Raw genomic sequence first — 13,834 nt, forward strand, 5'->3', positions numbered from 1 at the left:
GCCCACATCGAGCGCTCCCCCCGAGCCGCCGGCGTGGGCGTCGGATGATGCCGCGCCGGCGAATCAGCCCCCGCAGCCCCCGCAGCCCTCGTCGCCCCCGCAGCCCACGGCTCCGGGCGGCGTCGACATCCGGCGGATGTGGCCGGACCTCCTTGAGGAGGTCAAGCGGCGCGACGGCCGGGTGAGCTGGATGCTGCTCAGCCAGAACGCGCAGGTGCTCGGTCTGGACGGCGACCGGTTGCAGGTCGCGTTCGTGAACGCCGGCGCGCGGGACCGCTTCGTGGGGCGGAAGACCTCCGACACGCTGCGGCAGGCCGTGCAGGACATGTTCGGGTTCAAGTGGCAGGTCGACGCGATCATCGATCCGTCGCAGACCCCTGGGACGCAGGTGTCGTCCGGGGTCTCGATGACGCCTGCCCCGGCGCAGATGCCGCCGCCGCCCGGCGCGTATCAGCCCCCGCAGGCCCAAGCCCCGGCCGAGTCGGCGCCCGCGCCGCAGCAGCAACCGCAACCGCCGAACCCGTCGCAGCAGCAGCCTGAGCCGCCGCGTGCGACTCAGGCCCCGACCCCGCCGCCGCAACAAGCACCGCCGCAGCCGCCGCAGGCTCAGCCCCGGCAAGCGGCTCCGGCCCCGGCTCCTCCCGCTCCGTCGGCGCCCGCGCCGCCGCCCACGCCGACTGTCCGCCCCGAGGACGACGTCGTCTCCGAATACGACGAAGTCATCGCCGAGGACAACGCGTCAGCCCACGAACTCGTCATCCGCGAACTCGGCGCGCAGCGGTTGGACACCGAGTAGTGAGCGGCCAAGTGCGGCGTCCGGACCGGCGGTCTGGATCTGCTTCGGCACCCGTTCCGGCGCTGGTCACTGAGAGTCATCAACGTCCTTAAGCGGAGGCCCGGAACCACCGTCGCCCGCCGACCGTTCTCCTGCGGTAACCGGCCGGGCATCGCACGTCACCCGGGCCGGTCGGCGGCCGTTCTCGACCGGGACACGCGGTATTGGCCGCCTTGGTCCCGGAGCGCGTATGGTCGAGTACGACTTCACATAGCGGCGGCGAACATGCACGAACAGGAGCACGCACAGTGGCTTTCCCCGATGCGACCGGGCCTGGCGACGGGCTGCCCGACTTCGGCGGCATGGACCTGCAGGGCATGCTCGGCCAGGCCATGCAGATGCAGCAGCAGATGGTCCAGGCGCAACAGGAGTTGGAGAACACCATCGTCTCCGGCAGCGCCGGCGGCGGGCTGGTGACCGCGAAGGTGACCGGCACCGGGGACCTGGTGGGCCTGGAGATCAAGCCCGAGGCCGCCGATCCGGAGGACACCGAGACCCTGGCCGATCTGGTGATCGCCGCGGTGCGCGACGCCCGCGGGACGGCCGACAAGCTGGCCTCGGAGAAGATGGGCCCGCTGGCCGGTGGCGGGATGCCCGATCTGGGCAACCTCGGCAACCTGTTCGGCTGAGCCGGACCAGGGGATTCTGCCGTGTACGAGGGTGTGGTCCAGGACCTGATCGACGAGCTCGGCCATCTGCCCAACATCGGGCCCAAGTCGGCCCAGCGCATCGCCTTCCACCTGCTGCAGGCCGATCCGGCCGAGGTGCGCAGGCTGGCCGAGGTGCTGATCCGGGCCAAGGAGCAGGTGCGGTTCTGCGCGATCTGCTTCAACGTCGCCGAGCAGCAGGAGTGCAGGATCTGCCGGGACCCGCGGCGCGAGCCGGCCAGCCTGTGCGTGGTGGAGGAGTCCAAGGACGTCGTCGCCGTGGAGAAGACCCGGGAGTTCCGGGGCCGCTACCACGTGCTGGGCGGGGCCATCTCGCCGATCGACGGGGTGGGCCCGGACGACCTGCGGGTCAAGGAACTGCTCAAGCGGCTGGCCGACGGCGCGATCACCGAGGTGATCCTGGCCACCGACCCGAACCTGGAGGGGGAGGCCACCGCCACCTATCTGGCACGGCTGATCAAGCCGATGGGGCTGCGGGTGACCCGGTTGGCATCGGGCCTGCCGGTGGGCGGGGATCTGGAATACGCCGACGAGGTCACCCTCGGCCGGGCGTTCGAGGGGAGAAGGCAGCTCGATGTCTGAACCGATGACCTCCGATGATCTGTCGGACTTCGCGATCGAGATCCATGACCAGGTCACCTCCTTCCTGCTGTCGGTGCGCGCGGTGGCCAGGGGCGACGCCCCGGAGAGCAGCGTGCCGATCCTGCTGCTGGAGACCTCGCAGCTGCTGCTGGCCGGCGGGCGCCTGGGCGCCATCCGGGACGTGGTGCCTGACGAGCGCTTCGAGACCGACGCCGGCCCGGACCCGGATCTGGATGAGCTGCGCGAGAAGCTGAACGCCTTACTCAAGCCGGTGAACACCTACAAGGAGGTGTTCGACCCGCTGGCCCCGAAGTCCGAGATCGAGACCCGGCGGATCTCCGACGACCTGGCCCTGGTCTGCGCCGACCTGGCGCACGGCCTGGCCCACTACAAGGCCGAGCGGGTCACCGAGGCCCTGTGGTGGTGGCAGTTCTCCTACCTGTCCAGCTGGGGCCCGGCGGCCTCGGCGGTGCAGCGGGCGCTGCTGTCGGTGGTGGCCCGGTCCCGGCTCGGCGCGACCACCGGCTGACCGGCGCGGTTCCCGGCTGTCGAGACGAATCCGCGACCGGCCGCCTGACCTGCGGCGGCGGCCGGTCCCACATGGTGAAAGCTCAGGGTCGTCTCAGCGGCCCCGATTAGACTCGATGACGGCGGGCCGTCTGCGGGCGGCCCTTTCTACCGCACACCGCCTCACCCGAGGGAGACACCGCGTGGGCCTCATCGTCCAGAAGTACGGGGGCAGCTCCGTTGCCGACGCCGAGAGCATCAAGCGTGTCGCCAAACGCATCATGGAGACGCGCCGGGCCGGGCACGAGGTGTGCGTGGTGGTATCCGCGATGGGGGACACCACCGACGAGCTGATCGACCTGGCCAAGCAGGTCTCGCCGATCCTGGAGGGCCGCGAGTACGACATGCTGCTCACCGCTGGCGAGCGCATCTCGATGTCGCTGGTCGCGATGGCCATCAACTCCATGGGCGGGGACGCCCGTAGCTTCACCGGCTCGCAGGCCGGCGTGATCACCGACCAGTCGTTCAACAAGGCCCGGATCACCTCGGTGACCCCGGGCCGGCTGCGGGCCGCGCTGGACGAGGGCGCGATCACCATCGTGGCCGGCTTCCAGGGCGTCTCGGAGACCACCAAGGACATCACCACGCTGGGCCGCGGCGGATCGGACACCACCGCGGTGGCGCTGGCCGCCGCGCTGGGCGCCGACGTGTGCGAGATCTACACCGACGTGGACGGGGTGTTCTCCGCCGACCCCCGCCTGGTGCCCAAAGCCCGCAAGCTGAACCGGGTCGCCTACGAGGAGATGCTGGAGCTCGCCGCGTCCGGCGCGAAGATCCTGCACCTGCGCAGCGTGGAGTACGCGCGCCGGTTCCACGTCCCGATCCACGTCCGGTCCTCGTTCTCGCAGCACGAGGGCACCTGGGTCCGGGCAAAAGAAGAGAAAGTCGAAGGAGAGACCGTGGAGCAAGCCATCATCGCCGGGGTCGCCCACGACACCAGCGAGGCGAAAGTCACGGTGGTCGGGGTGCCCGACAAGCCGGGTGTGGCCGCCCAGATCTTCCGCACCATCGCCGACGCCGAGCTGAACATCGACATGGTGGTGCAGAACATCTCGGCCGCGGCCACCGGCCGCACCGACATCTCCTTCACTCTGCCGGTGGGCGATGGCCGCAGGGCCATCACCACGCTGCAGAAGGTCCAGCCCATGATCGCCTTCGAGGCGCTCCTGTTCGACGACCAGATCGCCAAGGTGTCCCTGGTCGGCGCGGGTATGAAGTCGCACCCCGGGGTGACCGCGGTGTTCTTCGAGGCCCTGTCCAACGTCGGCGTGAACGCCGAGATGATCTCGACCTCGGAGATCCGCATCTCCGTGGTCTGCCGCGCCGACGTCGTCAAGGACGCCGTCGCCGCGCTGCACACCGCCTTCGGCCTGGATGCCGAGGGTGGAGAAGCCGTGGTTTACGGAGGCACCGGCCGATGACTGTTAAGAAGCCCACCCTGGCGGTCGTGGGAGCGACCGGAGCGGTCGGCACCGTGATGCTCGATCTGCTGTCCACCCGCGAGGACGTCTGGGGCGAGATCCGTCTGATCGCCTCGCCGCGCAGCGCCGGCCGCAAGCTCGCCTGTCGGGGCGAGCAGCTGGAGGTCGTGGCGCTGTCCGAGGAAGCCTTCGAGGGCATCGACGTGGCGATGTTCGACGTGCCCGACGAGGTGTCGGCGCAGTGGGCGCCGATCGCGGCGGCCAAGGGCGCGGTCGCCGTGGACAACTCCGGCGCGTTCCGGATGGATCCGGACGTGCCGCTGGTGGTGCCGGAGGTGAACGCCTCGGCGGCGCGCAACCGGCCCAAGGGCATCATCGCCAACCCGAACTGCACGACGCTGTCGATGATCGTGGTCCTGGGCGCCCTGCACCAGCGCTACGGTCTGGCCTCGGTGATCGCCGCGTCCTACCAGGCGGCCTCCGGCGCCGGCCAGCCCGGCATCGACACGTTGCGCGCGCAGATGGAGAAGGTGGCCGGCACCAACCTCGGCACGCACCCCGGCGACCTGCGCGGTGTGGTCGGCGACCTCGGCCCGTTCCCGGCCCCGCTGGCGCTGAACGTGGTGCCCTGGGCCGGTTCGCTCAAGGAGGACGGCTGGTCCTCCGAGGAGCTGAAGATCCGCAACGAGTCGCGCAAGATCCTGGGTCTGCCGGGCCTGCGGGTGTCGGCGACCTGCGTGCGGGTCCCGGTGATCACCACGCACTCGGTCTCCGTGCACGCCAGCTTCGAGGACGAGGTCACGGTGGCCGGGGCGCACGAGATACTGCGGGCCGCGCCCGGCGTCGTGGTGCTGGACGACCCGGCGGCCGGGGAGTTCCCGACCCCGGCGGACGTGGTCGGCACCGACCCGACGTGGGTGGGCCGGATCCGGCGCACACTGGACGACCCGAAGTCGCTGGAGCTGTTCGTCTGCGGCGACAATCTGCGCAAGGGGGCGGCGCTGAACACCGCGCAGATCGCCGAGGTCGTGGCGGCCGAGCTGACCGGGAAGATCTGAGCTCAACGGGCCGCCGCCCGCGGTATCAGGGTTGGAAGACGGTCCGAGCCCAGGTCGGGTGCCGAATTCGCCGAACCCCGTCGATGGCGGGCGGCGTATCGGGTAGGAATAGAGGCATGTGCCTGTTGGAACACTCTCGTAGGCGGTACAACTCTACGGGGGTGTTCCGTGTCTAACCTTTGTGACCGCTGGAGTGTTGACGTCGCCGTTGCGTACGGGTGGGGCAGTGGTGTCGTCTGACCGAGAAGCCGGCGACGTCACTGTCGACCTGCTCACGGAGACGTACCGAGACCACTATGGCTCGCTGCTGAAGCTGGCCGCGCTCCTGCTGGACGACCTCGCCTCGTGCGAGGACGTCGTGCAGGAGGCGTTCATCCGTGTGCACAGCGCGCGCTCGCGCGTGCGGGACCCCGACAAGGTGCTGGCCTACCTGCGCCAGACCGTGGTGAACCTGTCGCGCTCGACGCTGCGCCGCCGGCTGATCGGCATGCGGCTGGCCCCCAAGCCGATGCCGGACATGGCCAGCGCCGAGGAGGGCGCGTACGAACTGCTGGAGAAGGACGCGCTGATCCACGCCCTGCGGGGCATACAGCGGCGCCAGCGCGAGGTGCTGGTGCTGCGTTATTTCTCCGACATGACCGAGGCGCAGGTCGCGGACCTGCTCGGGATCTCGATCGGGTCGGTCAAGGCATACGGGTCTCGTGGGATCGAGGCCCTTCGGGTACGGATGGAGGCGTTCCGGTGAGCGCGCCACATGAGGACGACGGCCTCGAGGAGGCCGGCGCCGCGCTGCGGGAACGCTTCCACCAAGCGGTCTCCAGCCTGGAGGCGGCGCCCGGGACGCTGGACTATCTGCGGCGCGCGGTCCCGGCCCGGCGGCGCCGGCGCAACGCCGCGCTGGCGGCGACGGCCCTGTCGGTGTTCGCCGTGAGCACCGGCGCGACCCTGGCCGCCCGCGGCTCCTTCGACCCCCAGCCCTCGCAGGCCGGCGGTACCAACGTCGGCAACCTGTTGACCACGGCCACGAACGACGCGCCGGGCGGCGGTTCCGGCCACGGTCCGCCGACGCCCGGCGGGCAGGACATGAGTGACGACGGTTCGGCTCCCTCCCAGACCTCGTCCGCGCTGCCCACGACGCCCGGGAGCCCGAAGCCGCTGGTCTTGGCGACTCCGCTGTCGGCCACCCCGGCCGGGACCCCGTCGGCCGGCGTCTGTCAGAACTCTTCGATGTCGTCGGTGGCCGCCACCCAGAACGGGACGACCGGCGGCGTCACCTACGAGACCTTCGTGGCGACCGTGAAAACGGCCTGCACGCTGGCCGGGATGCCGGCTTTGACCGTGCTGGGCGCCGACGGCACGACCGCGAAGGTGCCTATCTACAAGGCGGATCCCGCCGCCGCACCGTTGCTTCCGACCGAGCCGTCGGGCCAGACGCTGACGTTGCGGCCGGGCGACCGGTACGAGTTCCAGCTCGCCTGGGTTCCGCTGGCGTGCCCGACGAATCCGACGCCGACGTCTCCGCCGAGTTCCCCCGCGTCCACCAGCCAGAGCCCCACGGCCACCTCGACCTCGTCCGGTCCGTCGGCGTCGTCCGGTCCGACTTCGTCGTCGTCGGGCCAGCCGACGCCGTCCGGGACGCCGTCGTCCTCCGCGCCCGCGCCGACGATCTACTCGGTGGGGTATTCGGTGTACGGGGTGCAGCCGGCGCAGAGCGTGAATCTCATGGCCGGCTGCGGGGCGTCCGTCTATGTGACGGACTACTTCCAGGCGCCGGGGCAGCGGCACGCCAGCCAGCCGGCCACGTCCGCGACGACGGCGCACTGAGGCGCACTGAGCGGTCTTCCTAGAGAGCGCTCAGGTAGACCCAGTTCCCGTCCTCGCGGACGAAGGAGCTGTTCTCGTGCATCGAGCCGTCGCGGCCGGATTCGGTGTAGTGCGCGATGAACTCGACGCTGCCTTCGGTGTGGAACGCCGATCCGCCGGTGGTGCCCACGATCTCCAGACCGGTCCAGCGCAGCTTCGGTTCGAAGTCGGTCACCGTCGGACGAGTCGAGGAGTGGTGGGTCTTCAGCAAGTACGCGGCGTCCTGTACAGCGAAGGCGCTATAGCGGGAACGCATTAGCTGTTCCGCTGTAGCGGCAGCTACCTGTCCGGAGTGCAGCGCACCGCAGCAGTCGGCGTAGGGCTTTCCGGTCCCGCAGGGGCACGTAGCGGGGAACGCTTTAGCGTTTCCCGTGCGCCGTTCTCTACGCGGCACTCGGAGCCTGCTTACGAACTTCGAGGTGGTCCAGGAGGTCCTGGGTCGCCGCGGCCACGGCCTCCACGGCTCGCTCGAAGGCCTCGGTGTTGGCCTTGCTCGGCGCGCGGAAACCGCTGATCTTGCGGACGTACTGGAGCGCTGCGGCGCGGACGTCCTCGGCGGTGGGATCGGGCACGTAGGGCTCGCGGAGGGTCTTGATGCTTCGGCACATGACTTCAGGCTAAGCCCGGCCGCCCACGGTCGGGGCGGTCACCGCTGGTCACTGCCGGTCGCCGCCGGTCAGCGACGGTCAGCGGACTCCAGGTCGGCGGCGACGGTGTGCGGGCCCTCGAGGCCGCGCTCGTGGGCGACATGCCAGGCGACGCGCGCGGAGTCGAAGAACTGGTCGGTCTCCCGGGCGGACTGGAAGGAGGCCCAGACCGTTGCCGCTATAGCGATTCCCACTAATGCGGCGAGTGCGCGGCGTCGCGGAGGGGGCGGCGCCATAAGCGCGCGGACGCGTTTGCCCACATGCGCCTGGGCCATCGCCGGGATGGTGCGCGGCAGGTTCGACAGGGCGGCCCGGCCGAGAGCGCGGGCCAGGACTTCCCTATTACCGACCGCCGCAGCGGCGTCCTCGTCCGCCCACCGCTCGGTGGCCTCGGTGACCGCGTCCGGCAGCCGCCACAGCAACGGGTTCGCGACGGTGGCCAGGTTGGTCAGGAGCAGGTAGAGATGGTGCCGGTGGTGCAGGTGGGCCTGCTCGTGCGCGAACATGGCCCGACGCTGGTCCTCGTCGAGGGTGCGCAGCAGCGAATCGGTGGCGACGATGCGGGTCGGGATCGCGGCGTGGCCGGGCAGGGGCGGGATCCCCGGCACGGCGAAGGCCTGGGCCCGCGGGTCCTGGATCACCGCGATGCTCGCCGGGTGGGCCGAGAAGGCCTTGGCGAGCCGGTAGGTGCGTGCGGACTCGCGCCACAGGCGGATCCCGGCGCGGATCGCGAAGGGGAGCAGGGCCAGGAGCGCGAGGCCCGAGACGGTGCCGACCAGCGGGCTCACCGGGCCGTGCACCAGGACCGCGTCCGAGAACCGGCCCTCGGCCGCGAACTCCGGCAGGCGCAGGACCACGACGCCGGTCAGCAGGGCCAGGGAGGCCAGCGAGGTGAGCGCGGTGACCAGGGCCGCGGCGGTGAGCAGGACCGTGGCGACGGCCGGCGGGAGGCGGCGGCCCAGGGCGGGACCGGCGGTGCCGAGCGCCAGGGCGGCCAGCAGGGGGAGGTAGACGTTGACGTTCACGGCGAGTCCCCCAGCAACTCGCGGATCATCGCCGCGTCGTCGGCGGAGATCTCGTCGAGGAACTTGGACAGCACGGCCGGGCGGTCGCTGCTGCCCTCCAGGGCGGCGCGCATGGCCTCGGCGGCGAGGTCGGCCTGCTCCACGACCGGGGTGTAGGCGTAGGCCTTCCCCTCGCGCACCCTGGTGAGCATCTTCTTGTCGTGCAGCCGGTCCAGGATGGTCTTCACGGTGGTGTAGGCCAGGCCGCCGCCGACCTGCTCCTGGACCGCGGCCGGGGTGAGCGGGTGTCCCGCCGCCCACAGCGTGGCCAGCACTTCTTGTTCCAGCGCCCCGGCGGGTCTGCGTCCGGTGGCCATCAGACGGTCTCCTCAAAGGTTCTGGTCCGCGGGTGCGGTGTTCCCCGCATTGATGCTACAGCTTGTAGTAGATTACGGGGCGGGAGCGTCTCGTTCACCGGGCGTTCACCAGTCTCGACCGCACAGCCCACTAACCGCACCCCCCGATCGTAGGAGTATCCGCGATGCCGAAGGTACGCCATTGGGTGGCGATCCCGCTGGCCCTGTTCGCCGCCGCCCTGGCGCTGGGCCTGATCGCCGCGCACACCTCGCTCACGCGGAGCACCGAACTGTCGTGGAACTCGCACCTTCAGCAGCTGCGGACCGGCTGGCTGAACCGGGTGACGCTGGATCTGGCGAACATCGCCTCGCCGGTCGGGGGACTGGTGATCACCGTGCTGATCGCGCTGTTCTTCCTGTGGCGGCGCAAGCCGGTGCAGGCCTGCGCCACGTTCCTGGTGATCGCGGTCGGCTGGAACAGCTCGGAGATCGCGAAGATCATCGTGGCCCGGCACCGGCCGCCGGCCGTCTACTCGCTGGCCCCGGAGACCGGGTCGAACTCGTTCCCGTCCGGGCACACCGCGTTCGCGTTCTCGCTGGCCGTGGCGCTGTGCATGCTGGCGATCGGGACCCGGTGGTTCCGGCCGGCGGTCGTGCTCGGGGCGCTGTGGACGGTGCTGATCGGCTTCGACCGGCTGTACATCGGGGCGCACTACCCGTTCGACGTGCTGGGCTCGGTCCTGGTCAGCACCTCGGCGATCGTCTTCCTGACCGGGCTGTGGCACGGCTGGATCGCGGCCAATCTGTACCGGGTGCCGCTGCTGGACAGGTTCGGACCGGTCCCGGGGCCGGCGGCTGTCCCCGAGACCGCGTCCGTCGCGGGCTAGCAGCGCTCGGAGCTGATCTCAGAAGCCCGCGGACTCGCCGGGCTTGAGCAGCCGCAGCCGGTCGCTCAAGCCGGCCGCTGCGAACGCCGCTTGCAGCTGTTCGCCGCCCTCGCTGAAGTGCGCCCACTGCTCGAAGTGCAGCGGGACCACGGCGCCGGCTCGCAGGATCGTGGCGGCCTGCGCGGCCTCGGCGCTGGTCAGCGTCAGGTAGGCGAAGTCCAGCAGCGGGGTGCGGGCGCCGCCGGCGAACAGCAGTGCCACGTCCACCGGGGCGTAGCGGGCGGCGATCTCGCGGACCCGGTCCAGGGAGGCGTTGTCGCCGCTGATGTAGACGGTCGGCAGGTCGTCGCCGGTCAGGACGAAGCCGGTGACCTCGCCGACCACCGGTTCGCTGCCTTCCGGGCCGTGCAGCGCCGGGACGCCGGTGACCAGCGCGGTGCCGCCGCCCGGACGGTCGAGCTCCTGGCTCACCCAGTTCGGCAGGCCCAGTACCGCCCCGCCCAGCCGGTCCTCGGCCGAACGGGTGCTCAACACCAGGCGGGCGGTGTCGACGTAGTCGCGCCCCGCCCGGTCGAGGTTGTCAGGGTGCTGGTCGTGGGACAGGAGCACCACGTCCACGGCGTCGACCTCGTCGGCGGACAGGGCGGGACCGGCCGTCTTGGTCAGGACCCGCTCACCGATCGGGTAGTCCCCGGGCGGGTCGAAGGTCGGGTCCACGAGGATCGTGACGCCGCCGTAGTCGAGCAGGGCCGAGGGGCCGCCGAGGTAGCGGACCGTGAAGGTCTGGCGGATTCGCATGGATCAACACTAGGGCCAAACGAGCCGGAGCGGACATGGCGGCGGCGTCGATCGCCGTGCTCTGCGATCGACGCCGCGTCCAACGTGACGGGCCCGCGGTAGGGAGCGCCTACCAGGCTTTGTGCTTACCGGCTATGTGCTTACGCCAGCGCGGACTTCACCGCGGCGGCGACCCGGCCGCCCTCGGCGCGTCCGGCGATCTTCGGGTTCAGCGTCTTCATCACCAGGCCCATGCCCTTGGGGCCCTCGGCGCCGGTCTCGGCGATCGCCTGGGCGACCAGCGCGGCCAGCTCCTCGTCGGTGAGCTGGGCGGGGAGGTAGCGGGCCAGGACCTCGCCCTCGGCCTTCTCGCGGGCGGCCTGCTCCGGGCGCCCGCCGTTCTCGAACGCCTCCGCGGCTTCCCGGCGCTTCTTCGCCTCCCGCGTGAGCACCTGGACCACCTCGGCGTCGGACAGCTCGCGCGCCTCCTTGCCGGCCACCTCCTCGTTGCCGACGGCCGTCAGGGCCATCCGTAGCGTGGCCTTCACCAGCTCGTCGTTGGCCTTCATCGCGGCGGTGAGGTCGGCGCGGAGCTTCTGCTTGAGCGCGGTCATGATCATCCCTTCTGGCTGCCACCCCAGTGTGTCATCAACTGCCCCGGTCCGGCCGCGCGATTTCCCGCGAGGCCGATAATGGAATCCATGCGGAAGCTCGTGACAGTCCCCCTGTCCCTCATCGGCGCGGCGGCGGCCGGGCTCACCTACGCCCACAAGGTCGAGCCCAACCTCTTCCGGCTGCGCCGCTACGAGGTCCCGGTGCTCCCGCGCGGGGTGCGGCCACTGCGGATCCTTCAGGTCTCGGACATCCACATGATCCCCGAGCAGTACCGCAAGGTCCGCTGGCTGCGCTCCCTGGCCGCCCTGGAGCCGGACTTCGTGGTCAACACCGGGGACAACCTGTCCCACCCGGACGGCGTCGGCTCGGTGCTGGACGCCCTGGAGCCGCTGATGGAGCTGCCGGGCGCGTTCGTCATGGGTTCCAACGACTACCTGGCGGCCAAGCCCCTGAACCCGGCGAAGTACCTGCTCGGCGGCGACCCCAGCCAGCGCACCCGCGGCAAGGGCAAGACCAACGACTGGCAGAAGCTGCGCGACGGCTTCGGCAAGGCGGGCTGGCTGGACCTGACCAACCGCACCGACCGCCTCACCCTCCCGGGCGCCGCCGGCCCCGTCGTGGGCCTGGTCGGCGTCGACGACCCGCACATCCGCCGCGACGACTACCCGGCCGCGGCAGCAGCCCTGACCACCGAGGACGAGAGCACCAACCCCGCCGGCACCCACAGCACCGCCCGCACCCTGCCCGACACCGACCTGACCATCGGCGTGGTCCACGCCCCCTACCGCCGGGTCCTGGACGCCATGTCCGCCGACGGCCTCCCCCTGATCCTCGCGGGCCACACCCACGGCGGCCAACTCCGCCTCCCCCTCTACGGCGCCCTGGTGACCAACTGCGACCTCGACCGCCGCCGAGCCTCCGGCCTGTCCACCTACGCCGAGTCCCACCTCCACGTCTCAGCCGGCTGCGGCACCAGCCGCTTCGCTCAAGTCCGCTTCTGCTGCCCCCCGGAAGCCACCCTGCTGACCCTGACACCCCGATCATGACCCCCTGACCTGCCCCGTTAAGTCGTTTTCGCTTCCAGCCCGGGTATGGGTAGACTGTCCACGCACGATCGGGGTGTGGCGCAGCTTGGTAGCGCGCTACGTTCGGGACGTAGAGGCCGCAGGTTCAAATCCTGTCACCCCGACACTCGTGAAAAGGCCCGCCTTCTTCGAAGGTGGGCCTTTCGGCATTTCTGGTTATGCGGCGCTATCAGCGCCGGAACCGCTCACGATGCTTCCGGACGCAATCCGGGTCGATCGTGTGTCCGGATTTTATCCGGAGCTGGTCCAGGACGGCGCCGTCGGAGGCCCGGATCACCTCGAAGGTGTCGCTGAGATAGATCGCGCCGTTATCGAGGCGGACATGGTCGTTCGGGCACAGGCTAAGGATGTTGCCAGCGATATCGGGGCCGTTGTACGGCGAGCCGAGGGCGTGGATATGGGCGCCTTCGCTGTAGTAGCCGCCATCGATCTCGATCTGGATGCCGCAGACCTGGCACATGTGGTCGTACTTCTGCTTGATGCCCTGGGCCAGTTCGACATCGCGCAAGATGCGGTTGACGGTCGTCGGCGCGCGTTGTGGGGTCTTCTGCGCGACCATCGCTGCGATCGAACGCTCGACCGGAGTGAGCTTCAACATCCGGAACTTCCAGACCAGCGGTCCATGGACGCTCGGTGCGCTGCCGTAGGACTCGATGAGGTAGAGGCCGTCGTAGCGATAGCCGGTCTCTGGCCGGATAGTGTCGGCTTTGCGGGTGCGGGGGCCGCGGATCACTCGAACGGGGATTTCCTCGCGGTGGCTGCGCACCATGGCGGCATTGCCCCGGCCCTTCGGGCCACCGATGACTTGGTCGGTGACCTGGCGCGTGCGGCTCTTGTCCTGGCCGCCGTGACCGGTATAGACGAGCACGTCAAAGTCGTCGACGTCGTCGGTGTAGCCGCCTGAGACGACGATGGCGTCCGCGCCCCTATCCGGGTCGCCGGAGATGCCATCCTGGTTCTTGGTGTGCAGACCGGCTTTCATGAGTTCTTTGCGGTCCGCGAAGGTAGCGCCTGCGCGGTACTTGCCGATCTCTCCGAACGTCACTGCCATGCGCGCATTGTGGCATTAGATGCCCACAGACAGGGCTTGATCACACCAGATCCCGCGGTACCGAAGTCATCCAGCTCTTCGTGAACACCTCGTCGCCGTTCTCGTAGGCGACCAGGCGGTCGACGACCAGGAACTCGGTCTCCGTGCACGTCATCCGGGAGAAGGTGCGCACCTCCGTCTGCCAGCTGCCGCGGCTGATGGCGTCGGTGCGTTCGCATTCCACGACTGCGGACTCGGGGTCGCCTTCGGTGAGGTGGAAGCGGTTGAGTTCGGTCTCGGTGCGGGTCAGGCCGTCTGTGCGGTCGATGGTGGTGCCGTCGGAGAATGTCATCTCGATCCGTTGGGTGCCGGTGACGGGGTTCCAGGTGATGGTGCGGGTGGCGGGGACGTCGGTGACGTCGAACGGGCTTGGTGGGGC

At 70.2% G+C, this 13,834-nt stretch carries 16 protein-coding genes, 1 tRNA gene and 2 pseudogenes; 11 read left to right on the plus strand and 8 right to left on the minus strand.

The genetic code is table 11. The features are described 5' to 3' along the window. From IZR01_RS41580 to IZR01_RS53810, 8 genes and pseudogenes are all read left to right on the plus strand, one after another. Window positions 1-796: pseudogene (locus tag IZR01_RS41580) on the plus strand (DNA polymerase III subunit gamma and tau); the annotation flags it as partial. 341 nt (window positions 797-1,137) lie between these two features. Further along, complete coding sequence (locus IZR01_RS41585) at window positions 1,138-1,464, plus strand: YbaB/EbfC family nucleoid-associated protein (protein ID WP_194898101.1); 327 nt, start codon at window positions 1,138-1,140, stop codon at window positions 1,462-1,464. A gap of 21 nt (window positions 1,465-1,485) precedes the next feature. Then, window positions 1,486-2,085, plus strand: a complete 600-nt coding sequence (gene recR, locus IZR01_RS41590) for a recombination mediator RecR (RefSeq protein WP_194898100.1) — start codon at window positions 1,486-1,488, stop codon at window positions 2,083-2,085. Continuing rightward, a complete protein-coding gene (locus tag IZR01_RS41595) occupies window positions 2,078-2,614 on the plus strand; it encodes a DUF5063 domain-containing protein (RefSeq protein WP_194898099.1) in 537 nt (178 codons plus the stop codon). The genes recR and IZR01_RS41595 overlap by 8 nt, the downstream gene beginning before the upstream one ends. 181 nt (window positions 2,615-2,795) lie before the next feature. After that, entirely contained in the window at window positions 2,796-4,073 is a 1,278-nt protein-coding gene (locus tag IZR01_RS41600) for an aspartate kinase (RefSeq protein ID WP_194898098.1), read from the plus strand. After that, on the plus strand, window positions 4,070-5,131 hold the full coding sequence (locus IZR01_RS41605) for an aspartate-semialdehyde dehydrogenase (protein WP_194898097.1): 1,062 nt from the start codon (window positions 4,070-4,072) through the stop codon (window positions 5,129-5,131). Before IZR01_RS41600 ends, IZR01_RS41605 begins: the two co-directional genes overlap by 4 nt. Before the next feature lie 226 nt (window positions 5,132-5,357). Next, window positions 5,358-5,876 (plus strand): SigE family RNA polymerase sigma factor, encoded by a 519-nt coding sequence (locus tag IZR01_RS41610; RefSeq protein WP_194898096.1) that lies wholly within the window; start codon window positions 5,358-5,360, stop codon window positions 5,874-5,876. Then, window positions 5,873-6,955 carry a DUF4232 domain-containing protein gene (locus IZR01_RS53810; protein ID WP_194927046.1) on the plus strand — a complete coding sequence of 361 codons (1,083 nt, stop codon included), beginning with the start codon at window positions 5,873-5,875 and terminating at the stop codon, window positions 6,953-6,955. The genes IZR01_RS41610 and IZR01_RS53810 overlap by 4 nt, the downstream gene beginning before the upstream one ends. Window positions 6,956-6,974: 19 nt before the next feature. Here IZR01_RS53810 and IZR01_RS41620 read toward each other — a convergent pair whose 3' ends face one another. The 4 genes from IZR01_RS41620 to IZR01_RS41635 form a co-directional block, all read right to left on the minus strand. Next, the gene (locus IZR01_RS41620; RefSeq protein ID WP_194927047.1) at window positions 6,975-7,388 is read right to left on the minus strand and encodes a YchJ family protein; all 414 of its coding nucleotides are present in this window, start codon (window positions 7,386-7,388) and stop codon (window positions 6,975-6,977) included. Further along, window positions 7,378-7,602: a DUF2277 domain-containing protein gene (locus IZR01_RS41625; protein WP_194898093.1), complete on the minus strand. Its 225-nt coding sequence runs from the start codon at window positions 7,600-7,602 to the stop codon at window positions 7,378-7,380. The genes IZR01_RS41620 and IZR01_RS41625 overlap by 11 nt, the downstream gene beginning before the upstream one ends. Window positions 7,603-7,670: 68 nt before the next feature. Further along, window positions 7,671-8,666, minus strand: a complete 996-nt coding sequence (locus IZR01_RS41630; protein ID WP_194927048.1) for a M48 family metalloprotease — start codon at window positions 8,664-8,666, stop codon at window positions 7,671-7,673. Continuing rightward, window positions 8,663-9,022, minus strand: coding sequence for a BlaI/MecI/CopY family transcriptional regulator (locus IZR01_RS41635; protein WP_194898091.1), 360 nt, complete (start codon window positions 9,020-9,022; stop codon window positions 8,663-8,665). The genes IZR01_RS41630 and IZR01_RS41635 overlap by 4 nt, the downstream gene beginning before the upstream one ends. Before the next feature lie 164 nt (window positions 9,023-9,186). Here IZR01_RS41635 and IZR01_RS41640 point away from each other — a divergent pair, with 164 nt between their 5' ends. Next, entirely contained in the window at window positions 9,187-9,888 is a 702-nt protein-coding gene (locus IZR01_RS41640; protein WP_194927049.1) for a phosphatase PAP2 family protein, read from the plus strand. A gap of 18 nt (window positions 9,889-9,906) precedes the next feature. Here IZR01_RS41640 and IZR01_RS41645 read toward each other — a convergent pair whose 3' ends face one another. Both IZR01_RS41645 and IZR01_RS41650 read right to left on the minus strand, forming a co-directional pair. Beyond that, window positions 9,907-10,686 (minus strand): MBL fold metallo-hydrolase, encoded by a 780-nt coding sequence (locus tag IZR01_RS41645; protein ID WP_194898089.1) that lies wholly within the window; start codon window positions 10,684-10,686, stop codon window positions 9,907-9,909. Between the two features lie 140 nt (window positions 10,687-10,826). Beyond that, window positions 10,827-11,279, minus strand: a complete 453-nt coding sequence (locus IZR01_RS41650; RefSeq protein ID WP_194898088.1) for a GatB/YqeY domain-containing protein — start codon at window positions 11,277-11,279, stop codon at window positions 10,827-10,829. Window positions 11,280-11,366: 87 nt separating this feature from the next. Here IZR01_RS41650 and IZR01_RS41655 point away from each other — a divergent pair, with 87 nt between their 5' ends. Both IZR01_RS41655 and IZR01_RS41660 read left to right on the plus strand, forming a co-directional pair. Next, on the plus strand, window positions 11,367-12,326 hold the full coding sequence (locus IZR01_RS41655; protein ID WP_194898087.1) for a metallophosphoesterase: 960 nt from the start codon (window positions 11,367-11,369) through the stop codon (window positions 12,324-12,326). 69 nt (window positions 12,327-12,395) lie between these two features. Continuing rightward, window positions 12,396-12,469 (plus strand) — tRNA-Pro (locus tag IZR01_RS41660). Between the two features lie 65 nt (window positions 12,470-12,534). On the opposite strand, the gene IZR01_RS41665 is transcribed toward IZR01_RS41660, so the two are convergent. Next, window positions 12,535-13,416: a YDG/SRA domain-containing protein gene (locus IZR01_RS41665; RefSeq protein WP_194927050.1), complete on the minus strand. Its 882-nt coding sequence runs from the start codon at window positions 13,414-13,416 to the stop codon at window positions 12,535-12,537. Window positions 13,417-13,456: 40 nt separating this feature from the next. Next, window positions 13,457-13,834 (minus strand): annotated as a pseudogene (locus IZR01_RS41670) (CocE/NonD family hydrolase); the annotation flags it as partial.

Source organism: Catenulispora pinisilvae, from assembly GCF_015356865.1.
Taxonomy (GTDB): domain Bacteria; phylum Actinomycetota; class Actinomycetes; order Streptomycetales; family Catenulisporaceae; genus Catenulispora; species Catenulispora pinisilvae.